Genomic DNA, 23310 nt, shown 5'->3' with positions numbered 1-23310 from the left:
TTCTATAAGTTTAAGTACGTAACACCAATTGTTAATGCGAAGAACAATACAGCTAAAACAATTGTAATGCGGTTTAATACCGCTTCAATTCCACGTGCTTTTTGCTTACCAAATAATTGCTCTGCACCGCCTGAAATTGCACCTGAAAGGCCTGAGCTATTACTAGACTGCATAAGTACCATAACAATCATTAAAATCGATACAATAATAAGTAAAACGGATAATAACGTATGCACTTGGCGTACCTCCTACAAAGATTCAGTTATTCCAACTGTAGCATAAATCCTATAGAAAAGCGAGAGCTATAGGGTCGCTCTCGCTTTTCTTCTATTACATAAACATCATTGCAAATAATGGTCCGAGCACGCATGTCAAAATTGCTGTTAATGTCATTGTTACCGATCCAATAACACCTTCATGCTCATTATTTTTCATCGCTCTCATAACACCCATAATATGAGACGCACATCCAAAGCCAATCCCTTTACCAACCGAGTTTGTAACGCGGCTCCATTTTAACAAAATTGGTCCTGTAATCGTTCCGGTAATCCCTGCGATAACGACGAAAGCCGCTGTTAAGGATGGGACACCACCCACTTGTTCAGATACACTCATCGCAACTGGCATTGTCACTGACTTTGGTAAAGAAGATAAAATTAAACTTTTATCTGTTCCCATAAGTGTGGCGATAGCCATATCACTTGCAATCGCCACTGTCGTTCCAACAATTACACCACCAGCAATTGGTACAACATATTTTTGCAGAACATGACGTTGTTTATAAAGCGGGATTGCAAATGCTACAACACCTGGCCCAAGTAACTTCGCAATCCAGCCACCACCACTTTCCATATAATTTTGATATGGTATATCAAGCACTATAAATAAGAAAGCCATTAATCCTGTCGCTACAAGCATTGGAATGGTAAATGGTGTTGGAAATAATTTATAGATTTTTTTAGATAATTGATATAATAGCACCGTAAAAAGAACCCAACCGATTCCGATTAATATTTGGCTCATTGTGTCTCTTTTTCCTTTCTATTCGCAAGGTATTGTCCTGTATGTCCTGCGACAATAATGATTAAAAATGTACTCGCTATAACTGTAATGAAAAGAGAAATTCCTTTACTCATAAAAAAAGCACCGTAATTCATTAGGCCAAGCGTTGGCGGAATTAATAAAAACGGCATAATAGCAACGAGTGTTTCTGCTCCTAAATCAAACCATTTCACTGGAAGTACTTTTAGGCTAAGTAAAACAAGTAAGAAAAACATCCCAATCAAACTTCCTGGAATGGGCATATTTAACATTTCTTGAACCCAATTTCCAACCATATAAAACACGTAAAGAGCAGCAATTTGGACAAGAATCTTTGTGAATTTCATGTTCATCATCCCTCATGTTTATACGATCTTCTGTTAATATCTTTATCATAGTATAAATTGTAAAAAGCTGCAATTTATCAAATCGATAACAAAAAACCGACATGATATACGCTTACACCCTTGATATGACTGTGTTTCCGAATGAATTTTATGTCAAAAACCTTGACCTATTATGTAAAGTTTATATTTTCTGAATTTAAGGGGTTATTATTTTAAGAAAATAATCTTTTTATTCTTCTCATCCCAAATCTTACATATATATAAATAAGATAGGTGGTGAACCTATGCCAAAAAAAGTTCTCATTTTTTGTGATCCTGGAATTGATGATACGATGGCTCTTCTCTTAGCATTCTTTATCGATGAAATAGAAATCATGGGTATTGTTGCAGATTACGGCAATGTTCCAAAAGAAATGGCCGTGCAAAATGCTCATTTTCTTAAGCATGAAATAAAGAATAGAAACATTAAGATATTCGGTGGTTCAGAACGTCCTCTTACTGGTTCCCCTCCTGCTTTCTTTACGGATGTACATGGGAAGCAGGGGCTCGGGCCAATTATCCCTAAGAAAAATGTGACTAACGGAGAAATGGAGAATTTTTTCGAAGTTATTCCTCTTATTGAACAGTATAAAGATGAATTAATCATTGTAAGTTTAGGAAGACTTACCTCCCTAGCAATTTTATTCATTGTATGTAAACAGTTAATGAAGCAAATTAAATCTTATTACGTAATGGGTGGTGCCTTTTTGCATCCCGGTAACGTTACCCCTATTTCAGAAGCAAACTTTTATGGTGATCCTACTGCTGCTAATATAGTCCTTCAATCCGCAGCTAACATGTACATATACCCATTAAACGTAACCCAGTATTCCGTCATTACACCAGAAATGGCTGAGTACATTGACGCAAAAGGAAAAGCCCCACTTGTCAAACCGTTATTCGACCATTATTACTACGGATATTATAAAGATATCTTGCCGCATTTAAAGGGAAGTCCATTTCATGACACAATACCAATACTAGCTTTATTTGATAACTCTATGTTCACTTATCACCAGTCACCAATTGTTGTCATGACAGAATCTTATGCACAGGGGGCAAGTATTGGAGAATTTCGTTCTTTAGTGCAGCCAAAGCCATTTATTGATTTGCCGAGTCATCAAATCGCAATTGATTTTGATTATAACCGCTTCTTTAAATATTTTATGTCGCTTATGACGGGTGAGCAATTTTAACATAAAAAAACAGACCGTGATTTCTCACGGTCTGTCGTTATTTTCTGCAATTATCGTTTGATATTGTAGAAAGATTTTAAACCATCGTAAACAGCGATTTCGCCTAGTTCGTCTTCGATGCGTAATAATTGGTTGTACTTAGCAATACGGTCAGTACGGCTCATAGAACCAGTTTTGATTTGGCCAGCGTTAGTTGCAACTGCGATGTCAGCGATTGTAGCATCTTCAGTTTCACCAGAACGGTGAGATACAACTGCTGTGTAACCAGCACGTTTAGCCATTTCGATAGCTTCGAAAGTCTCAGTTAAAGTACCGATTTGGTTAACTTTAATTAAGATTGAGTTAGAGATACCTTTTTCGATACCTTCAGCAAGTTTTTGAGTGTTAGTTACGAATAAGTCGTCACCAACTAATTGTACTTTATCACCGATACGCTCAGTTAATAATTTGTGACCATCCCAGTCGTTTTCGTCTAAACCATCTTCAATAGAGATGATTGGGAAGTCTTTGCAAAGCTCTTCGTAGAAATCAACCATTTCTGCAGAAGTTAAGCCAGTACGGCCTTCGCCTGCAAGGTCATATTTACCAGTTTCTTTGTTGTAGAACTCAGAAGAAGCAACGTCCATTCCTAAGAATACGTTCTCGCCAGCTTTGTAACCAGCTTTTTCGATAGCTTCGATGATTACTTCTAGAGCTTCACGGTTAGAACCAAGGTTTGGAGCGAATCCACCTTCGTCACCTACTGCAGTGTTAAGACCTTTGTCATGTAATACAGCTTTAAGTGCATGGAATACTTCAGCACCCATACGGATTGATTCTTTGAATGTTGGAGCACCAACTGGTAAGATCATGAACTCTTGGAAGTCAACGTTGTTATCAGCGTGAGAACCACCGTTGATGATGTTCATCATTGGAGTTGGTAATTGTTTTGCATTGAATCCACCAAGGTAACGGTATAATGGAAGACCTACGAAGTCAGCTGCTGCGTGAGCTACTGCCATAGATACACCAAGGATAGCGTTAGCGCCTAGTTTACCTTTGTTTGGAGTGCCATCTAATTCGATCATAGCACGGTCGATACCAGCTTGGTCAGTTACGTCGAAACCAACGATTTCTGGAGCGATTGCTTCGTTAACGTTGTTTACTGCGTTCATAACACCTTTACCAAGGTAACGAGATTTGTCACCGTCACGTAATTCTACTGCTTCGTGCTCACCAGTAGATGCACCACTTGGTACGATAGCGCGTCCGAAAGCGCCGCTTTCTGTGTAAACTTCTACTTCTACAGTTGGGTTACCACGAGAGTCAAGGACTTCGCGAGCATAAACATCAATAATTGTTGACATAATAAATTCTCTCCTTTTTATATAAGCAAATTATTTAATAATTGTTTTACCTGTCATTTCTTTCGGTTGTTCCACATTTAAAAGCGTAAGCATTGTTGGAGCGATATCTCCTAAAATACCACCTTCACGAAGCTCTACATCATTTTTTGTAACGATAAAAGGAACCGGGTTAGTTGTATGAGCTGTCATAGGCCCACCATCAGCAGTTAACTCCTGATCAGCATTACCATGGTCAGCAGTAATAAGTGCTACACCATCTTTTGCAAGAATCGCTTCTACAACTTTTCCTAAACATTCGTCAGTTGCTTCTACTGCTTTAATTGTTGGTTCCATCATCCCAGAATGGCCAACCATATCACAGTTTGCAAAGTTAAGAATGATAACATCATGTTTATCATTTTCGATTTCATTTACTAAAGCGTCCGTTACTTCGTAAATGCTCATTTCAGGTTTCAAGTCATACGTTGCAACCTTCGGTGAGTTAATTAAGATACGCTCTTCTCCTGGGAATTCAGCCTCACGACCACCGCTAAAGAAGAATGTAACGTGCGGATACTTTTCAGTTTCCGCGATGCGAAGTTGCTTTAATCCCGCTTGCGCAACAACTTCACCTAAAGTGTTATCAAGATTCATTGGCTTGAATGCCACGTAACCATCTACAGTTTCACTGAAGTGTGTCATACAAACGAATTCAGGAATGTGAGGTACTTTTTCACCACGATCGAACTCACGGAAATCTTCGTTTGTAAATACACGAGCAATTTGAATTGCACGGTCTGGACGGAAGTTATAGAAGATAACTGCATCATCATCATTGATTGTTGCAACTGGCGTGTCATCTTCGTTAACAATTACAGACGGCAATATGAATTCATCATAGATACCATTTGCATAAGAGTCTTCTACACACTCTTCTGCTGATTTATAAGTAGGGCCTTCACCATTCACCATAGCACGGTAACATTTTTCTACGCGATCCCAACGCTTGTCACGGTCCATGGAGTAATAACGACCAGAGATAGTCGCGAATTGTCCTACTCCTGTTTCTTTAATTACTTCATTTGTTGCATCGATATAACCTTTTGCTGTTTGTGGTCCAACATCGCGGCCATCTAAGAATGCATGGATATAAACTTTCTCCACGCCTTCTTTTGCTGCTAAACGAAGAAGAGCAAACATATGGTTCATGTGACTGTGCACACCACCATCAGAAAGTAAACCGAATAAATGAAGAGCAGTACCTTTTTCTTTCACGCTTTTAATTGCATTTTGGAAAGTTTCGTTCTGATCGAACTCACCTTCACGAATTGCAACGTTTACGCGTGTTAAGCTTTGATATACTATGCGGCCAGCACCGATATTTAAGTGACCAACCTCAGAGTTACCCATTTGACCTTCTGGAAGACCTACTTCCTCACCACAAGCTGTAAGCGTTGTATGAGGGAATTTGTTCCAGTAACCATCAAAATTAGGTTTTTTAGCTTGTGCTACAGCATTCCCGTGAGTTTCTTCACGTAGTCCGAAACCGTCAAGGATGATTAAAGCTGTTGGCTTTCTCATTTTACCGCCCCCAGAAGACCTAAGAACGAAGCAGGCTCTAAGCTAGCACCGCCAACTAAAGCGCCGTCGATGTCAGATTGTGCCATATACTCTTTAATGTTTTCTGGTTTTACGCTACCGCCGTATTGAATACGAACAGCTTCTGCAGCTTCTGGAGAAACAGCTTCTGCAACAACTTTACGGATGTGCGCACATACTTCATTTGCATCTGCAGAAGAAGAAGATTTACCTGTACCGATAGCCCAGATTGGCTCATAAGCGATAACAGTTGCTTTAACTTGCTCTTCTGTTAAACCTGCAAGTGCTTTTGTCACTTGACCTGCTACTAGATCAAATGTTTTTCCGCTTTCGCGCTCTTCTAAAGTCTCACCACAACATACGATTGGTGTTAAACCATGTTCAAATGCTGCAAGAGTCTTTTTATTTACTGATTCGTCTGTTTCAGCAAACATTTCACGACGCTCAGAGTGGCCAAGTACTACGTAGCCTACTTTTAAGTCGCTAAGTGCTACTGGGCTAATTTCGCCAGTGAATGCACCATTTTTTTCGAAGTGCATGTTTTGTGCACCTACTTGTAAGTCAGTTCCTTCAGTTGTCGCTACTAAGCGCTCTAAGAATAGAGCTGGAGAGCAAACTACTGCATCAACAGCTGAAGCTGCTGGGATTTGACCTTTAACTTCCTCTACGAAGCTAACTGCTTCAGATAGAGTTTTATTCATTTTCCAGTTACCTGCGATAATTGGTTTACGCATGCTTTGCACCGTCCTTTTTCTTTGGCTGCTACTTATTTGTCGTTAAGACACACTACACCTGGAAGTTCTTTACCTTCCATGAATTCTAATGACGCACCGCCGCCAGTAGAAATGTGGCTCATTTTATCAGCCATACCGAATTTTTCAACAGCTGCTGCAGAGTCACCACCGCCGATAACAGAGTATGTATCTTCTGCATCTGCTAATGCTTGTCCTACTGCTTTTGTACCTTCTGCGAATGGAGTCATTTCGAATACACCCATTGGTCCATTCCATACAACAAGCTTAGAGTTTTTAATTACATCTGCATAAATTTCACGTGTTTTAGGACCGATGTCCACGCCTTCCCATGTAGAAGGGATAGAGTCGATACCAACGATTTGAGTTGTTGCAGTTTCAGAGAATTCCTCAGTGATTACAACATCAACTGGCATGTAGAAGTTTACGCCTTTTTCTTTTGCAAGTTGCATAAATTCTTTAGCTAGTTCAATCTTGTCATTTTCACATAGAGATTGACCAATTTCATGACCTAATGCTTTAACGAATGTGTAAGCAAGTCCGCCACCGATGATTAGGTTATCTACTTTGTCTAATAGATGACGAATTACACCGATTTTATCTTTTACTTTCGCACCACCGATGATAGCTGTGAATGGACGTTCTGGGTTAGAAAGTGCTTTACCTAATACATCTAACTCTTTTTCCATTAATAAACCAGATACTGCTGGTAGGTAGTCTGCGATTCCTGCTGTAGAAGCGTGAGCACGGTGAGCTGCACCGAATGCATCGTTTACGAAGATATCAGCAAGAGCTGCAAATTCTTTCGCAAGTTCTGCATCGTTCTTTTCTTCGCCCGCATAGAAACGTACGTTTTCAAGAACTAATACGTCGCCTTCGTTCATTGCTGCAACCATTTCTTGTGCAACTGGTCCGAATGCTTCGTCCGCTTTTTTAACATCTTTACCAAGAAGCTCGCCTAAACGTGCTGCTACTGGAGTAAGACGTAATTCTTCTACTGCTTGACCTTTTGGACGGCCTAAATGACTTGCTAAAATTACTTTCGCACCTTGCTCTACTAAATATTGAATTGTAGGAAGAGCTGCACGGATACGAGTTTCATCTGTAATTTTGCCTTCTTTCATAGGTACGTTGAAATCAACGCGGCAAAATACACGCTTACCTTTTAAATCTACGTCACGAATTGATTTTTTGTTCATTGGATTTCCCTCCGACTACTAGTTAGGATTGACAAAACCCATTCAAAAGCTTAACACATTTGCTTCTAAAACGAAAGAAGAGAGAGAGGGAACAAACCCTCTCCCTCGTTTTGTCATTGATTACTTATATACTTAAGAATTAAAGACCTTTAGAAGTCATGTATGCTGCTAAGTCTACTACGCGGTTAGAGTAACCAGTTTCGTTATCGTACCAAGAAAGTACTTTAACCATGTTACCTTCCATTACCATTGTAGATAATGCATCGATTGTAGAAGAAGCTGTACATCCGTTATAGTCGATAGATACTAATGGCTCTTCGCTGTATCCAAGGATACCTTTTAATTCACCTTCAGAAGCTGCTTTGAATGCTGCGTTTACTTCTTCAACTGTTACTTCTTTGTCAAGTTCAACAACTAAGTCAACAAGAGAAACGTTAGCAGTTGGAACACGTACAGCGCCACCGTTTAATTTACCTTTAAGTTCTGGTAATACTAATGCTACAGCTTTAGCAGCACCAGTAGATGTTGGGATCATGTTTTCAGCTGCTGCACGAGCACGACGTAAATCTTTGTGTGGTAAGTCTAAGATTTGTTGGTCGTTAGTGTAAGAGTGAATTGTTGTCATCATTCCGCGTTTTACGCCGAATTTTTCGTTTAATACTTTAGCGAATGGAGCTAGACAGTTTGTAGTACAAGAAGCGTTAGATACTACGTTGTGGTTAGCTGCATCGTATTGTTCGTGGTTAACACCCATAACTACAGTGATATCTTCGTCAGAAGCTGGAGCTGAGATGATAACTTTCTTAACTGATCCACCTAAGTGTTTCTCAGCGTCTGATTTTTTAGTGAAACGGCCAGTAGATTCTACTACTACTTCTACTCCGTAGTCGCTCCATGGTAATTGAGCTGGGTCACGCTCAGCGATAACTTTAATTTCTTTACCGTTAACAACGATGCTGTTTTCGTTAGCAGATACTTCTGCATTTAAAGTTCCGTGAACTGTGTCATATTTTAAAAGGTGAGCTAATGTTTTAGCATCTGTTAAGTCGTTGATTGCTACTACTTCTACCTCAGAGTTGTTAAGAGCTGCGCGGAATACGTTACGTCCGATACGTCCAAATCCATTAATACCAATTTTAGTCATTTGAATTTCCTCCTTGGGGGATTATATTTAAAGGGTAATACCCTTTGTTAACTGTTTTGCTGCACCTTCATCTGTAATTAGAATTGAAGTGTGCCCTTGCTTTATTACAGCCTGTATTGCCTTTGCCTTTGAAGAACCTCCAGCGACTGCAACAACGTGAGATACATTTTGTAAATCTTCAAGTTGCATACCAACCGTTCTTACTTTATGAACAACATTTCCTTGTTCATTAAAGTAGTAACCGAAAGCTTCGCCAACTGCTTCGCTTGCCTGAATCTTTAACCAATCTGCTTCTGAAGTATTTCTGCGACGTGCCATTGTTAACGCATCACCAATTCCATGAATGACGATATTGGAAGATCGAATCAACTCAAGAACTTCTTTCACGGAGGGCTCTGTTACAATGGACGCATATGCTTCGCTACTAACGTGATCCGGAACATACAATAAGCGATAATTACTCATCGTATTTTGTGCCATTTTGGCGCAAATGGTATTGGCTTCTAACTCAACACCTTCTCCAATTCCACCACGTGCTGGGACAAATAGCATATGTAAATCTTTGCAATCAAGTTGCATCATGTCCGCAGCAGCAGCTAGCGTAGTTCCTCCAGCCACAGCAACGATATTATTCACTGTCAGACGGTCTTTTATACAAGTCACACAAGCACGGCCCATCTCCAGTTTGACCCAAGGTGATTCATCACTATCACCAGGGACAACGAAAACTTCATCCAAGTCTAATGTTTCCTTAAGTTGTTTTTCTAAAACCTTTAACCCGGAAATTTCTTTCATAAAGTCTTCCAAAGCAAGAACTAAAGCTGTTCCTTCTTCTGTCAAAGTCATTCCAGAAGAAGCGACGTGAACTAAGTTTTGTTCTTTCAAAACTTGAACTTCACTTCGCAATACTCGTTCTGTCATACCGAGACTTGCTGATAAGTTCCTTCTTCCAATCGGCTGCATGAGCCTGATGTATTGAAGAATTTGCATTCTCGTTTGCATAACAGGTAGCAGATCAGGTAATAATTTTTTTGTGTTCTGAATCCATGAGCGCATATCTTTTCTCCTCACTACATTGGTTCATTTACCCTTGTGGTCACTTTGTGTCCCGTAGTGACATTTTATGTCCCACATAGGTTAAAAAAATAATCCCTGCTACGTGTATTATTGTAACAGGAGATAGAAACTTATTCAACTCTTAACTGCATTGTTTATATAGTTTATTATGACACCTTTGTGAATGTTACCATATTCTACCTGTTTTCCGCCTATTTCTACAACCGGAATCATTAAATGATATTTCTCCAAAAGGTCATTATCTTCATATATATCTATTTCCTCGATTTGAAAAGAATATTCACATTGTACTTCCTGTAAAACTTGTTTCGCCTGCACGCAAAGGCCACAATCTTTTTTTGTATACAGTACAACTTTCATCTTCTTCACCTATCCGATCGTTTTTCGTAATGACGACGCTGGAATATGCATTTGTTCTCTATACTTCGCCACTGTTCTTCGAGAAATAACGATTTCATGCTCTTCTTCTAATAATTTTGAAATCTTTTGATCTGAAAGTGGCTTCTTCTTATTCTCCGCTTCAACAAGTTTTTGAATAAATTGTTTTACACGCTTTGTAGAAACTGCTTCATCTTCAGTAGTCGAAACGGCATTGCTAAAGAACGATTTCATCTCAAATAAGCCGTGTGGTGTTTGCACATATTTATTTCGCGTTGCACGACTAATTGTAGATTCATGCACACTTAATTCTTCTGCTACTTCTTTTAAAGCGAGCGGTTTTAAATATTCTGGACCTTCCCAGAAGAAATCACGCTGTTTTTCCATTATAATGCCCATTACTTGTAAGAGCGTTTGTTTTCTCTGTTTCAAACTGCGCATAATCCATTGCACATGCTGATATTTCTCCGATACGTAAGAAGCAACTTCACTTTCACTATTATTTAGAAGTGCACTATACTCAGAGTGAATTTCAATTCTTGGCATATTTCTCTCATTCATTTGTAAAACGAGACGATCACCATCTTTTTTCACCGCCATATCAGGCACAATATAAAGTGGTTTATCAGAAGAAAATGCAAGACCTGGCTTTGGTTGTAATGACGTTATACAATTTACCGCGCTCTGCAATTCCTCATTACTACACTTCAGCACTTGAACGAGTTTTCGCCAATCTTTCTTCACGAAATAAGCAAAGTGATCCTCTATAACCTCTTCCGCTAATCCATTTCGCCTTTGTAAGCGCTTCAATTGCAAAGTTAGACATTCCCGAATATTACGTGCCCCTATCCCTGCTGGCTCGAGTGATTGGACAAGCTCAACAGAGCGGTCGACTACATGAATCGGTGCGGAAAGGAGATCTGCTAACTCTTCATTCGTTTCTTGTAAATACCCATTTCCATCCATGTTCATAATAATGAAGGAAGCTACTTTTCGCTCTTCTTCTTCTATTTTATAATACTGTATTTGATTTAATAAATGTTGCTGAATCGTTGTTGAATCCACACTGTAGATTTCCATCTGATTCTCGACTTGTTTGCTGGTACTTTTACTGTTGTTAGAGCTCTTTTTCTTCTCCCTCTCAAAACCACCTAACTCAATAAGGGGATTCTCTAACGATTGCTCATATAAAAACTCCGATAATTCTTGTACATTATACTGGAGCATTGTAATCGCTTGCCTTAACTCTTGTGTCATTGCCAAACGTAAGCTTTGTTCTTGTAAAAGACTTGCCTTCAAACTAATCTCCCCCTTGTTTCTATTGTACAATAAGTTTGGTAAAAGGAGAATGCTATCACAGACACCCATTCCAAAATATTATTAATTTATATGTATTAATGAGATTTACAACTTACAACCGAAATTTGAATAATATTGAAATAAAATAATAACGTACAAAAAATTATTACCACATACTAATAGTAAATCTTACTACCAGATATAACAAGAGAGAAATAAAAAAAGGTCCTAACTTACATTTGTAAGTTAGGACCTTTTTACGCGCCCAGAGGGATTCGAACCCCCGGCAGACGTGGTACCGGAAACCACCGCTCTATCCGACTGAGCTATGGGCGCATGATTATAAAACAGACTTCATTTTCTTCTCATAATAATAGCAATAAAAACCATTTAAATCAACAAAAACTCTTTGATAACGCATTATATGTACGCTATTTTCTGCATAAAAACGCCTCCTGATTTTTACATTTAGGAGGCCATTCTTATCTGTCTTATTTATCCCGCCATTTGTGGGCAGTAAGACTCCCACCTCAAAACTCAGCTGGAGCAAAGAAGTTAGGTGGGAGCCCTGCTACCTGTAAACGCCTGATTGGTGAGGGCTAATAATCAGTGAGGATGAACAAAACCTCCACTGATTAAAGTTTCACTTTATCTAGTTTCTCTTTAATCTCTTTTGGAATCTCATTCGGCTGTACTTCTTGGTATGTTTCAATATATTCACCTTTTGTTTTAACCTTTACATACGCTCCCTCTCTAAGCCCACGAGGTGCATAAAACTTAACATCTCTTCCTTCACCTGAAGTGTAATAACCAGTAAGTTTATAGTCTCCAGCTACCTCTCCAACTGTGGATAGTCGGCCAGACTCTTTCGCTTTTACATATACAAAGTCTTCTTTCACAAGCGGATTATATCTATCAGTCACCTCATTATGAGAAAAGCTTGCCACACCAATAACTAATATAAAAATTCCAATTAAACCTAATAATAATTTCTTCATTTTTCTCTCCTTAACATATCCTTTTAACTTGCTTTACGTTCTTTATTCTAGGAGAAAAAGGTTTTTTCCACTATCGCTTATCCTTACATATTCATTACAAAATTGTAATCTACACGTATAACAAACCTAAATTTTCCAATCATAAATTCACCTCAACTCACAAATTATAATCTTTGAATTGATATTCCAAAGGGGGCTTCATTCAATGACTGTAATTACTAAACTAAAGCAAACTGTTTCTGGATTAAAAAGTGCACAAGCTAGCTTAGAGGGATTCGCTCTTGATACGGATAACCAACAAGCAAAGCAACTTTTCCAAACAGCTGCGCAGCAAACACAAACAATTATCGATTCTTTAAACCCACGTGTTGAAGAAGTTCAGCAAGAAGAACCACAATACACACAGCAATAACGAGTCAATCTTGCTGTGAAATAGAAAAAGGATGATATGCAGTCATCCTTTTTCTATCACATTACATATTGCAATAGAAATGGAATGATTATAATGCGAAAACTCGGAATCATAACCGCGTTATTTATGCTCCTATTCGGTTCACTTACCGGATGTGATAATAGCCCGTTAGATAAAAAGGTAAAAAAAGAAGAAGCTAAACGAACGGAAGAAGACAAGGGCCCTAAATTAACAAAAATGAGTACAGAATCATTTAATCAATCTATATCGCAAGACGCTAAGAAAAAAGCTCTTGCTATGGAGGGAATTATAGAAGCTACCGCAGTTAATACAAATTTAGATCTTTACATAGCCGTCAAGCCTGAACATCACGAAAGATTTGGTTTAAAACCTTTACGAAGTAAATTAAAAAAGAAACTAAGTGATGAAAATCCTACTCTCGATATTCGTGTAAGTACAGACAAAAAGATTTTTATGCTCATAGAAGAACTTGAAAACAAAATTAAGAAAAAGAAAGTAAGTAAAGATGGGATCAAAAAACAATTGAAACTCATTCAATCAGAAATGGGATCTAATATTTAAGCTTTTTAAAAGAAAAGGAAGGATTCAAATGTCTAGTAAAGATAAAAATTTAACACCTGTACAACAAGAATATAAAAAATTCGAACAACAGCGCGAACCGAAGCGCCCCGTTTTAAAAAATTGTATAAAAGCTTTTCTCGTCGGGGGATTCATTTGTCTAATAGGCCAACTGATTTCCACCTTTTATATTACGTATTTTGATTTCACTGAACGCTCTGCCGGGAACCCTACCGTTGCAACTCTTATTTTTATCTCCATGCTACTGACGGGATTTGGCGTCTACGATCGCCTGGGACAATTTGCTGGTGCTGGTACCGCAGTTCCCGTTACTGGATTTGGTAACTCTGTTATTGCCGCATGTATTGAACACCGTACAGAAGGCTTCGTTCTCGGTGTTGGTGGTAACATGTTTAAACTAGCAGGATCGGTCATCTTATTTGGCGTATTTTCAGCTTTTGTCATCGCTCTTATTAAAACGATTCTCTTTCAATGGGGAGGGCTGTAAATGTTACAAGGACACCGAACATGGGTATTCGAAAACAAACCAGTTATCATTTCAACAGGTGTAGTCGGCGGCCCATTTGAAGCAAATGGAAAAATCCCTGAAGACTTCGATACCCTGCATGAAGATTTATGGCTCGGACAAGATTCCTATGAAAAAGCACATAAAATTTTGTTTGAAGAGGCTTGTAGCCGCGCTACAGAAAAAGCCAGACTTAGGAAAGATGATATTCAATTCGTCCTCGCTGGAGACTTAATTAATCAAATAACTCCAACGAGCTTTGCATGTCGTACACTCGGAACACCTTATCTCGGATTATTCGGAGCTTGCTCTACTTCTATGGAAGGATTAGCACTCGGAGCAAGTATCGTAAATGCAAAAGGTGCAAAATATTTATTAACCGGTGCATCAAGCCATAACGCTGCCGTTGAAAAACAATTCCGATATCCAACTGAATATGGTGGTCAGAAACCTCCTACCGCCCAGTGGACAGTGACGGGTGCAGGCGCAGCTATTTTAAGTGATACAGGAGATGGTCCAAGAGTAACATCTGCAACGATTGGTCGGGTTATTGATATGGGATTAACAGATCCATTTAATATGGGAGGCGCGATGGCTCCAGCTGCTGTCGATACAATTGAAGCCCATTTACGCGAACGACAAATCGACGCCTCTTATTACGACTTAATCGTAACAGGTGACCTTGGACATGTTGGTCGCGAAATTGCTTACGACCTGCTACATAAACACGGAACAAAAGTAAAGAGCGAGCAATTTCAAGATTGCGGAATCATCATTTATAGAGAAGGACAACCTGTCATAGCTGGTGGAAGTGGTCCTGGATGTTCCGCAACAGTCGTTTACGGGCATTTATTAAACCGAATGAAAAGAGGAGAATTTAATAAAATACTTGTCGTTGCAACAGGTGCTTTACTATCCCCTCTTACATTCCAACAAGAAGAAACGATTCCGTGTATCGCTCACGCTGTTTCGATTGAATTTGGAGGTGCAACGCAATGATTTTTTTCTGGGCTTTCGTTATTGGTGGCCTTATATGCGTAATTGGACAACTTATGTTTGATGTCGGTAAACTTACCCCTGCACATACAATGGCAACACTCGTTGTTGCTGGAGCTATATTAGATGGATTCAATTTGTATGAACCACTAATTGACTTCGCTGGGGCCGGGGCAACAGTACCAATTACAAGCTTTGGCAATGCCCTCGTTCACGGTGCGATGGAAGAAGCGGCTAAACACGGAATCGTCGGCGTAATTACCGGTATGTTTAAAGTAACGAGTGCTGGTGTATCAGCCGCTATCATTTTCGGATTCATCGGAGCATTGCTATTTAAACCGAAAGGATAAGAGGTGTTTTCATGACTGTTATCGCTAGTGTAAAAACATGCCTCGCTAGTTTAAGGGGCGCTCAAGCAAGCTTAAGTTCCCTTTCGTTAAATTCAGAAGACGAAGAAACAAAACGCGTCTTTCATGAATGTATGTTAGAAATGGACAGCGTCATCGCTGATCTAAAGGATAGAGTTTCAATATTAGAACGTGAAGAACCTCAATATAAAGGTTTTTAAGCAGACTGGAGGAAATCGCTATGTCTCACCTACCTGAATGGGCACTTGTCATTCTTCGTTCTGTATTTATATTAATCATTTTATTCGCTATTACGAAATGGTTAGGGAAAAGACAAATCTCTCAGCTCTCCTTTTTTGAATACATAGCTGGAATGACAATCGGTGACATCGCTGCCCAAGTATCTACAGGGCTCGATTCAAAATTTTTCCACGGCGTCTTTGCGATACTCATTTTCGCTGTGGTACCTTTTTTCACAGGAATCCTCTCCTTAAAGAACAAAACAGCTCGGGACTTCTTTGAAGGGAAATCTACCGTATTAATAAAAGATGGAAAAATACTCGAAGATAACTTAAAGAAAGAAAAATATACAAGTGACGAATTACTTGAACTACTCCGGGGAAAAGATGCGTTCAGCGTAGCAGATGTTGAATTTGCAGTATTAGAACCGAGCGGAGAGTTAAATGTATTACTGAAGAAAGATCGCCAACCACTCACAGCAAAAGACATCGGTTTAAAAGTACCGAATGAAAAAGAACCACAAACTGTTATTATGGATGGAAATGTACTAGATGAACCTCTTTCAGCAAGTGGACATAACCGTGCTTGGTTACATTCTGAACTAGAAAAACTCGGCGTTGTCATTGAGAATGTCTTTCTCGGTCAAGTTGATTCGTATGGACAACTTACTATCGATATATATAATGATAAACTCCAAATGCCTTCTCCTCAAAACAAGCCTTTATTATTAGCATCCTTAAAGAAATGCCATGCTGATCTTGAATTATTCTCTCTAGAAACGAAATCAAAATCAGCAAGTGATATGTATAGTAACAACGCAAAACAAATCGAGAAAATTTTAAATAAAGTAACCTATCTTTTAAAAGAATAAAGAATGAAAGAACGCTTCTATACAAAAGGCGTTCTTTTGCCTTTTCTACACCTTTAATCACGTTTAAATTTATGTAATTCGGTTATGATGTTGAAGATACATAAGCAGGGAATTTCAAAAACATAGCGAATAAATCATGGTACAACTACATATTTTTTTGATTTAAAGTGGTTTCGTTTGACCTTTATTGACCATAATTGTATTATAAGACTAAGAAAGCTTTAGAAGGAGGAAATAACAGATGAATTTAATTCCTACAGTAATTGAACAAACAAATCGTGGAGAACGCGCTTACGATATTTACTCTCGACTATTAAAAGACCGCATCATTATGCTTGGTAGTGCAATTGATGACAACGTAGCAAACTCAATCGTTTCCCAGCTTTTATTCTTGGAATCTCAAGATCCAGAAAAAGATATTCACATCTATATCAACAGCCCTGGTGGTTCTATCACAGCTGGTATGGCAATTTACGATACAATGCAGTTTATTAAACCACAAGTATCAACAATCTGTATCGGTATGGCTGCATCTATGGGTGCATTCTTACTTGCAGCAGGTGAAAAAGGAAAACGTTACGCACTTCCAAACAGTGAAGTTATGATTCACCAACCACTTGGCGGAGCACAAGGTCAAGCGACTGAAATCGAAATCGCTGCAAAACGTATCCTATTCTTACGTGAAAAATTAAACCAAATTCTTGCTGACCGTACAGGTCAACCACTTGAAGTTCTACAACGCGACACAGACCGTGACAACTTCATGACAGCAGAAAGAGCTCTAGAATACGGTTTAATCGATAAGATCTTTACAAATCGTTAATAGATTTAAAGCGGAAGCGCCCTATTACAGGGCGCTTTTTTATCATGTACCCCCGCACACATACCCCACCCAGTATTTACCGAGATATATCAGCGATTTTTCAATTATATCGAACACAACTCAAATTATATCGGCGATTCTTTAAATATATCGACGTTTCGACACAACATATCGACTTACCGACAATTCCCGACAAGCACGAACCACCAACATACCCCCACTTATCGTTAGCACGCACCAATCAGAATGCCCGCAAGTAACAAAACAAAAAAGCTATCGCACATGCGCGATAGCCATTTATTGTACATATGCAGCTAAGGCTTCTAAAGCTTCCTCTGCATCTGAACCTTCTGTTGTGATTGTAATCATGCTACCAGTTCCGATTGCTAAGCTCATAATCCCCATTATGCTCTTTGCATTAACTGTCTTTCCATCTTTCTCAATGAAAATATCAGAATGAAAGTGATTTGCCTCTTGTACAAACAACGCAGCCGGACGTGCTTGTAAGCCGTTTTTTAATGCAACTTTAACCAATTTTTGAACCACAGCTCCATTTCCCCTTTAACCTCTTATTTTTTTGCTACTGTTTCCCCCGCGCGTAATTTCTCTGCAATATCATCGATTTTACGCAAACGATGATTAATACCCGATTTACTAATTTTCCCCCCGGATACCATCTCACCTAACTCTTTCAATGTTACATCTTGATAATCTCTTCGTAACTGTGCAATTTCTCTTAATTTATCTGGCAAAATATCAAGCCCAACCGTCTCATCAATATAGCGGATATTCTCGATTTGCCTTAGCGCTGCACCAATTGTTTTATTTAAATTAGCTGTTTCACAGTTAACTAAACGATTTACTGAATTACGCATATCGCGAACAATTCGAATATCTTCGAATCTTAAAAGTGCATTATGAGCACCTATAATATTTAAAAACTCTGTAATTTTCTCAGCTTCTTTCAAATACGTAATGTACCCTTTTCTTCTTTCCAACGTCTTACTATTTAAATCAAATCCGTTCATCAGTTCACATATAGAATCATTATGTTCCTTATATAACGAAAAGATCTCTAAATGATAAGATGATGTTTCTGGGTTATTTACTGAACCACCTGCTAAAAATGCACCTCGTAAATAAGATCGTTTACAACATTTCTTCTCGATTAATTCCTGCGATATATTTCGAATTAACGAAAAGTCATCTCGAACAATACGAAGATCTGCTAATATTTCGCGAGACTTCTCAACAAGCCGCACGATATATACATTATTTTTCTTCAATCGCATTTTTTTACGAACAAGTAATTCTACCGTCACATCATATCCTTTTTTCAAAAGCGTATAAATCCTTCTTGCGATTGCTGCATTTTCCGTTTGAATATCGATAGATAAGCGACGGTTTGAAAAAGAAAGCGACCCGTTCATTCGAAGCAACGCTGATAATTCAGCTTTCTCACAGCATTCCTTCATTTCAAGGTTGGTCAACTCTTTCTTGGTTTCCGATGCAAATGACACAGTCAACACCTCCTTATACGATTATTTTGGAACAAAAATCTTGTCCTATATGAATGAGGAGCGTTACCTCAAACGAGGCAACGCACCTTTATAGCAGTGAATATAAAATAGAAGCTAACTTTAATGTATCATGTCTTACAACACGCTCATCATACTTCGCTAATTGATCTTGAATGATTTCGATATTATTTGCAGCAAAACGATCTGTATCCACTACAACTGGTCCCGACATTTCTTCCTCATATAACTTACGTAATTCACAAGGAATATCACGATTATTTACAATTGCAGTGTCGATAAATGGTTTACCTAAATGATCATGTAACGCCTGCACATGATCGAACGCAGTATACCCCATCGTTTCACCCGCTTGCGTCATAACATTACACACATATACCTTCTTTGCTTTTGCAGCAAGAACAGCGTCCCCAATTTTATTAACAACTAAATTCGGTAATATACTCGTGTACAGACTTCCTGGACCGAAAACAAGTAAATCAGCCCGTTTAATTTCCATCAACGTTTCATATAGCGGTTCTACATCTTCTGGAGTTAAAAAGACACGATTAATCTTCTTCCCGAAATATGGGATCTTTGATTCACCTGTTACAATTTCCCCATCTTCTAACTCTGCATGAAGTACCGCACTTTGATTCGCTGCTGGCAATACACGTCCTCTGACATTTAATACTTTACTTGTCTCCGTAATCGCGTGGTAAAAGTCTCCTGTAATCGAAGTCATACCTGCCAATAATAAATTTCCTAACGCATGACCTTTCAGTCCGTCTCCAGTTGTAAAACGGTGCTGGAATAAAGCTTCCACTAATGGTTCTACATCCGATAACGCAACAAGTACGTTACGAATATCACCTGGGGGTGGAATTTCTAGCTCATCACGTAGTCTACCTGAACTGCCTCCATCGTCGGCTACTGTTACAACTGCCGTAATATCAACAGGATATTGTTTTAATCCTCTTAATAAAACAGAAAGTCCAGTTCCTCCTCCCATGATGACAATTTTAGGTTTTCTCTCTTTTTTCATCCCTTAATGGCCCTTTCTCTTCTCCACATCACGATGAGATACATGAACGCTATACTCTGGTTTCAAATGTTTCCCAAGGTACTCTGTAAGCGTAACAGAACGATGTTGTCCCCCTGTACATCCAATCGCAATTACAAGTTGACTCTTACCTTCTCTTTTATAATGAGGCAGCATGAAAGTAATAAGATCCGTCAATTTCTCTAAAAACTTATGTGTCTCATTAAATTTCAGCACATACGACGAAACTTCTTCATCCAGTCCTGTTAATGGCTTCATATGTGGAATATAGTATGGATTTGGTAAAAAACGAACATCAAATACTAAATCAGCATCAATTGGAATTCCGTACTTAAATCCAAATGACATAACATTTACACGGAACGCTTGCTCAGTTTCTGTTGAGAATATGTGAACAATTTTTTCTCTTAATTCTTTCGGTTTCAAATCTGATGTATCAAGCACAATATTCGCACGCGCCTTCATATCAGTTAATAGACCACGCTCAGCTTCAATTCCCTTTAACGGCAAGCCAGTTGGCGCAAGTGGATGCGAACGTCTCGTTTCTTTATAACGAGTTACAAGCGTGCTATCTTTCGCATCTAAAAATAAAATATGAGGGATAATCCATGTACGTTCTGATAAATCATCAAGCGCTCCCCATAAATACTCAAAAAACTCTCGGCCACGTAAATCAATACCGAGTGCCACTTTATTCATTTTACCTTTTGAATCCGCCATAAGTTCAATAAACTTCGGCAATAACATCGGTGGTAAATTATCTACACAAAAATATCCTAAATCTTCAAAACTTTGTAACGCTACCGTTTTTCCAGCTCCAGACATCCCTGTAATAATTACCATTTTTATATCATTATTCTCTGTCATCGTATCCTCTCCTTGCAGATTTAACTCGGATCTAATCGATATGAAAGCAACTCAAAATCTGGGGTATATACAAATGTACCGTAGATTATACCATTCCCTTTAATTAAATAATCAATAATGTGATAATCTCCTGGTGCCATTGCTAAGTCATCAATTTTATCAAATGTATGCCAACCAATGATGCCTTCTTCGCTCTCTAATTTGTTTTCTCCTGCAAAATCTGTTGCTAAAAAGGAGAACATCATCCATTCAGAAACAACCTTATCACCTTCTTGGATGACAAAGGTGAAGACCCCTTTTAATGCTGGGTTCTTTAAATAAATACCTGTTTCTTCACGATACTCGCGAACAACGGAATCTCTTACCGTCTCACCACGCTCCATCTTTCCGCCTGGTGCAACCCACCAATTTCGGCGAGGTTTTTGGAGTAAGAGTACTTCATTATCTCTAATTAACACACAGTTTGTCACTCTTTGCATGTTTCTTCACCTCAGCTACTTGCAGCAAAATTTCTCACTGCATACTCATTTCATTATACTATCAAAAACAGTTTGCTACAACGAAGGTGCCAGTCCCCTTTTGCTAAGTAATTGTAAAAATTTTTTCTATAACAAGCAATCAAAATGCCTTACTTCCCATGAATAGCACATAAAAATCCCCTTAACGTTTTTACCGTTAAGGGGACGAAAAATCCTTATTTCTTACCGAAATAAGTAACGACCGCAAATCCTAAAATAAAAGTAATAATTGAACTTACAATTGAAATTCCACCAGTCGGAATGCCAGGGAACACAATGACAATTGAACCGATAACAAGTCCAATAATTGCCGCAAATGTCATACTTTTATAACGATCTAATAAAAAGCTAATCCCTTTACTACTTACAACAAATCCAACCATAACGCCAGCACCGATAACCGCGATTAATGGTAAATTGAGTGTAGTTAAAGCGTTAATTGCTGTCGGGTACACACCAATAATTAATAAAATAAACGATCCGCTAATTCCAGGAAGAAGCATAGCCATACTAGCCATCCATCCTGCGAAAAATAAACCAATTGCATTTAAAATTGTTAACGTCGTAATTGGATCAGCTGCCTTATCTGGTTTAAAGAATGCTGTTATCGCAACAAGAATTGCTGCAATTATTAATAAGACAATATGACCACCTTTAAACGTTGCCTTTGCATCCGCTTCTCTCATTAACATCGGTAATATACTAATAATTAAACCAAGGAAGAAAAATTGAGTCGGTTCATAATGATTTGCTAATAAATATTTAATAACGTGACTTAACGTTAGAAAAGCTGCCGCTACACCCGCTGCAAGTGGGATTAAAAATGCTAAATGTTTTTTCCATTCGCGACTAAAGAATCCGCTAATTGCTGCCAGCAATTGTTCATAAATCCCTAACACAACAGCGATTGTTCCGCCGCTCACACCAGGAATTAAATCACTAACGCCCATACAAAATCCACGATATATATTACGCCATTCCATACTGAATAAATTCCTCATTTCTTATAGTGATTTTTTCCGTAAATTCTAGTATAACAATAAGAAATATTAAATTCTTAATTATTTTTGACAAAAGTTTGACATTTGAACAAAAAAAAGAAAGCCACCCATCGGTAGCTTTCTTCTCAAAAGGAAAAATCCCCTTATTTTTCTGTTACAGTTTTTAATCCTTCTAATAACTCTTCTACGTAGTGCTGTGCACTCTGCGCTGCAATACTACCATCGCCTGTTGCAGTTACAATTTGACGAAGCATTTTTTCACGAACATCACCGGCTGCGAAAATACCAGGAACTTTCGTTTCCATACGCTCGTTCGTTTCAACATAACCATTTTCATTTGTAATACCTAACTCAACAAACGGTTTTGATAATGGTAGCATACCGATGTATACGAAAACGCCGTCAGTTTTAACTTCTTGTTCTTCTCCACTGTTTACATCTACAAGTGTTACGCTTCCTACTTTACCATTTGCATCGTTAATTTCTTTAATCGTGTGATTCCAAATGAAATCTACTTTCTCATTTTGGAAAGCACGATCTTGTAAAATTTTCTGTGCACGAAGAGTGTCACGACGGTGAACGATCGTTACTTTTGATGCGAAGCGTGTTAAGAACACACCCTCTTCAACAGCAGAATCTCCGCCGCCAATAACAACAAGTTCTTTCCCTTTAAAGAATGCACCATCACATACTGCACAATATGATACACCGCGGCCACCAAGTTCTGCTTCGCCTGGCACACCAATTTTTTTATACTCTGCACCGCTTGCAACGATAATTGCACGTGTTTTATATTCTTTTTTACCAGCAATAATTGTTTTGTATTCTTTGCCATCGATGATTTCTTTCACATCACCGTATGCATATTCAGCACCAAATTTCTTCGCATGCTCAAACATTTTATTTGATAAGTCTGGTCCTAAAATAGACTCATAACCTGGATAGTTCTCTACATCTTCTGTATTTGCCATTTGTCCACCTGGAATACCACGCTCAAGCATCAATGTGCTTAAATTCGCACGAGATGTATATACCGCAGCTGTCATACCAGCTGGTCCTGCACCAATAATAATGACATCATAAATTTTTTCTTCTGACACACTATTCACTCCCATTCATTCATACACATTAAGTTACCCTCATTATACTGTTAGCA

General features: G+C 38.5%; 28 protein-coding genes and 1 tRNA gene. 9 read left to right on the top strand and 20 right to left on the bottom strand.

Annotated features, from left to right (window positions below):
• Positions 1-2 precede the first annotated feature (2 nt).
• The 3 genes from secG to BAQ49_RS28570 form a co-directional block, all read right to left on the bottom strand.
• Positions 3-236, bottom strand: coding sequence for a preprotein translocase subunit SecG (gene secG, locus BAQ49_RS28580; RefSeq protein ID WP_000557262.1), 234 nt, complete (start codon positions 234-236; stop codon positions 3-5).
• A gap of 94 nt (positions 237-330) precedes the next feature.
• Positions 331-1023: an LrgB family protein gene (locus tag BAQ49_RS28575; protein ID WP_071748043.1), complete on the bottom strand. Its 693-nt coding sequence runs from the start codon at positions 1021-1023 to the stop codon at positions 331-333.
• Positions 1020-1397: a CidA/LrgA family holin-like protein gene (locus tag BAQ49_RS28570; RefSeq protein ID WP_180237309.1), complete on the bottom strand. Its 378-nt coding sequence runs from the start codon at positions 1395-1397 to the stop codon at positions 1020-1022. Before BAQ49_RS28570 ends, BAQ49_RS28575 begins: the two co-directional genes overlap by 4 nt.
• Before the next feature lie 275 nt (positions 1398-1672).
• Between BAQ49_RS28570 and BAQ49_RS28565 the strand changes: the two genes are divergently transcribed.
• Positions 1673-2623: a nucleoside hydrolase gene (locus BAQ49_RS28565; protein ID WP_071748041.1), complete on the top strand. Its 951-nt coding sequence runs from the start codon at positions 1673-1675 to the stop codon at positions 2621-2623.
• Positions 2624-2673: 50 nt separating this feature from the next.
• Here BAQ49_RS28565 and eno read toward each other — a convergent pair whose 3' ends face one another.
• From eno to BAQ49_RS28510, 10 genes are all read right to left on the bottom strand, one after another.
• Positions 2674-3969 (bottom strand): phosphopyruvate hydratase, encoded by a 1296-nt coding sequence (gene eno, locus BAQ49_RS28560; RefSeq protein ID WP_002124088.1) that lies wholly within the window; start codon positions 3967-3969, stop codon positions 2674-2676.
• A gap of 30 nt (positions 3970-3999) precedes the next feature.
• On the bottom strand, positions 4000-5529 hold the full coding sequence (gpmI, locus tag BAQ49_RS28555) for a 2,3-bisphosphoglycerate-independent phosphoglycerate mutase (protein WP_071748040.1): 1530 nt from the start codon (positions 5527-5529) through the stop codon (positions 4000-4002).
• Positions 5526-6281, bottom strand: coding sequence for a triose-phosphate isomerase (tpiA, locus tag BAQ49_RS28550; protein ID WP_002174167.1), 756 nt, complete (start codon positions 6279-6281; stop codon positions 5526-5528). Before tpiA ends, gpmI begins: the two co-directional genes overlap by 4 nt.
• Positions 6282-6313: 32 nt before the next feature.
• Complete coding sequence (locus tag BAQ49_RS28545; RefSeq protein ID WP_002124084.1) at positions 6314-7498, bottom strand: phosphoglycerate kinase; 1185 nt, start codon at positions 7496-7498, stop codon at positions 6314-6316.
• A gap of 139 nt (positions 7499-7637) precedes the next feature.
• Positions 7638-8642, bottom strand: a complete 1005-nt coding sequence (gap, locus tag BAQ49_RS28540) for a type I glyceraldehyde-3-phosphate dehydrogenase (protein WP_000161237.1) — start codon at positions 8640-8642, stop codon at positions 7638-7640.
• A 27-nt stretch (positions 8643-8669) separates the two neighbouring features.
• Positions 8670-9698 (bottom strand): gapA transcriptional regulator CggR, encoded by a 1029-nt coding sequence (gene cggR, locus BAQ49_RS28535; protein ID WP_071748039.1) that lies wholly within the window; start codon positions 9696-9698, stop codon positions 8670-8672.
• Positions 9699-9833: 135 nt separating this feature from the next.
• The gene (locus BAQ49_RS28530; protein ID WP_064476221.1) at positions 9834-10079 is read right to left on the bottom strand and encodes a glutaredoxin family protein; all 246 of its coding nucleotides are present in this window, start codon (positions 10077-10079) and stop codon (positions 9834-9836) included.
• A gap of 9 nt (positions 10080-10088) precedes the next feature.
• Positions 10089-11396 (bottom strand): RNA polymerase factor sigma-54, encoded by a 1308-nt coding sequence (gene rpoN, locus BAQ49_RS28525; protein ID WP_071748038.1) that lies wholly within the window; start codon positions 11394-11396, stop codon positions 10089-10091.
• Positions 11397-11656: 260 nt separating this feature from the next.
• A tRNA-Arg gene (locus BAQ49_RS28520) sits at positions 11657-11732 on the bottom strand.
• A gap of 299 nt (positions 11733-12031) precedes the next feature.
• Positions 12032-12394 (bottom strand): YxeA family protein, encoded by a 363-nt coding sequence (locus BAQ49_RS28510; RefSeq protein ID WP_071748036.1) that lies wholly within the window; start codon positions 12392-12394, stop codon positions 12032-12034.
• A gap of 205 nt (positions 12395-12599) precedes the next feature.
• Between BAQ49_RS28510 and BAQ49_RS28505 the strand changes: the two genes are divergently transcribed.
• The 8 genes from BAQ49_RS28505 to clpP all read left to right on the top strand — a co-directional run bounded on the left by BAQ49_RS28505 (position 12600) and on the right by clpP (position 17188).
• The gene (locus tag BAQ49_RS28505; RefSeq protein ID WP_000216167.1) at positions 12600-12806 is read left to right on the top strand and encodes a DUF1657 domain-containing protein; all 207 of its coding nucleotides are present in this window, start codon (positions 12600-12602) and stop codon (positions 12804-12806) included.
• A 93-nt stretch (positions 12807-12899) separates the two neighbouring features.
• A complete protein-coding gene (locus BAQ49_RS28500; protein ID WP_071748035.1) occupies positions 12900-13388 on the top strand; it encodes a YhcN/YlaJ family sporulation lipoprotein in 489 nt (162 codons plus the stop codon).
• Between the two features lie 28 nt (positions 13389-13416).
• Positions 13417-13893 (top strand): stage V sporulation protein AC, encoded by a 477-nt coding sequence (gene spoVAC, locus BAQ49_RS28495; protein WP_071748034.1) that lies wholly within the window; start codon positions 13417-13419, stop codon positions 13891-13893.
• The gene (gene spoVAD, locus BAQ49_RS28490) at positions 13894-14910 is read left to right on the top strand and encodes a stage V sporulation protein AD (RefSeq protein WP_071748033.1); all 1017 of its coding nucleotides are present in this window, start codon (positions 13894-13896) and stop codon (positions 14908-14910) included. It begins immediately after the preceding gene.
• Positions 14907-15257: a stage V sporulation protein AE gene (gene spoVAE, locus BAQ49_RS28485; RefSeq protein ID WP_000575919.1), complete on the top strand. Its 351-nt coding sequence runs from the start codon at positions 14907-14909 to the stop codon at positions 15255-15257. Before spoVAD ends, spoVAE begins: the two co-directional genes overlap by 4 nt.
• An 11-nt stretch (positions 15258-15268) precedes the next feature.
• Positions 15269-15475, top strand: a complete 207-nt coding sequence (locus BAQ49_RS28480) for a DUF1657 domain-containing protein (RefSeq protein WP_071748032.1) — start codon at positions 15269-15271, stop codon at positions 15473-15475.
• A 20-nt stretch (positions 15476-15495) separates the two neighbouring features.
• The gene (locus BAQ49_RS28475; protein ID WP_071748031.1) at positions 15496-16365 is read left to right on the top strand and encodes a DUF421 domain-containing protein; all 870 of its coding nucleotides are present in this window, start codon (positions 15496-15498) and stop codon (positions 16363-16365) included.
• 241 nt (positions 16366-16606) lie between these two features.
• Positions 16607-17188 (top strand): ATP-dependent Clp endopeptidase proteolytic subunit ClpP, encoded by a 582-nt coding sequence (clpP, locus tag BAQ49_RS28470; RefSeq protein WP_001049163.1) that lies wholly within the window; start codon positions 16607-16609, stop codon positions 17186-17188.
• A 297-nt stretch (positions 17189-17485) separates the two neighbouring features.
• On the opposite strand, the gene BAQ49_RS28465 is transcribed toward clpP, so the two are convergent.
• From BAQ49_RS28465 to trxB, 7 genes are all read right to left on the bottom strand, one after another.
• Complete coding sequence (locus BAQ49_RS28465) at positions 17486-17734, bottom strand: HPr family phosphocarrier protein (protein WP_071748030.1); 249 nt, start codon at positions 17732-17734, stop codon at positions 17486-17488.
• 23 nt (positions 17735-17757) lie between these two features.
• A complete protein-coding gene (gene whiA / locus BAQ49_RS28460) occupies positions 17758-18708 on the bottom strand; it encodes a DNA-binding protein WhiA (RefSeq protein ID WP_071748029.1) in 951 nt (316 codons plus the stop codon).
• A gap of 88 nt (positions 18709-18796) precedes the next feature.
• Entirely contained in the window at positions 18797-19750 is a 954-nt protein-coding gene (locus BAQ49_RS28455) for a gluconeogenesis morphogenetic factor MgfK (protein ID WP_000712191.1), read from the bottom strand.
• Positions 19751-19753: 3 nt separating this feature from the next.
• A complete protein-coding gene (gene rapZ / locus BAQ49_RS28450) occupies positions 19754-20635 on the bottom strand; it encodes an RNase adapter RapZ (protein WP_000138460.1) in 882 nt (293 codons plus the stop codon).
• A gap of 20 nt (positions 20636-20655) precedes the next feature.
• A complete protein-coding gene (locus tag BAQ49_RS28445; RefSeq protein ID WP_001190080.1) occupies positions 20656-21114 on the bottom strand; it encodes an NUDIX hydrolase in 459 nt (152 codons plus the stop codon).
• Positions 21115-21329: 215 nt separating this feature from the next.
• Positions 21330-22136 carry a DUF368 domain-containing protein gene (locus tag BAQ49_RS28440; RefSeq protein WP_071748028.1) on the bottom strand — a complete coding sequence of 269 codons (807 nt, stop codon included), beginning with the start codon at positions 22134-22136 and terminating at the stop codon, positions 21330-21332.
• A 161-nt stretch (positions 22137-22297) separates the two neighbouring features.
• Positions 22298-23254: a thioredoxin-disulfide reductase gene (trxB, locus tag BAQ49_RS28435; protein ID WP_044738134.1), complete on the bottom strand. Its 957-nt coding sequence runs from the start codon at positions 23252-23254 to the stop codon at positions 22298-22300.
• Positions 23255-23310: the final 56 nt, after the last annotated feature.

The sequence above is a fragment of the Bacillus proteolyticus genome, assembly GCF_001884065.1.
Lineage (GTDB): Bacteria > Bacillota > Bacilli > Bacillales > Bacillaceae_G > Bacillus_A > Bacillus_A proteolyticus.
The sequence above is the reverse complement of the archived record's forward strand: the minus strand, read 5'-3'. Positions and strand labels throughout refer to the sequence as shown.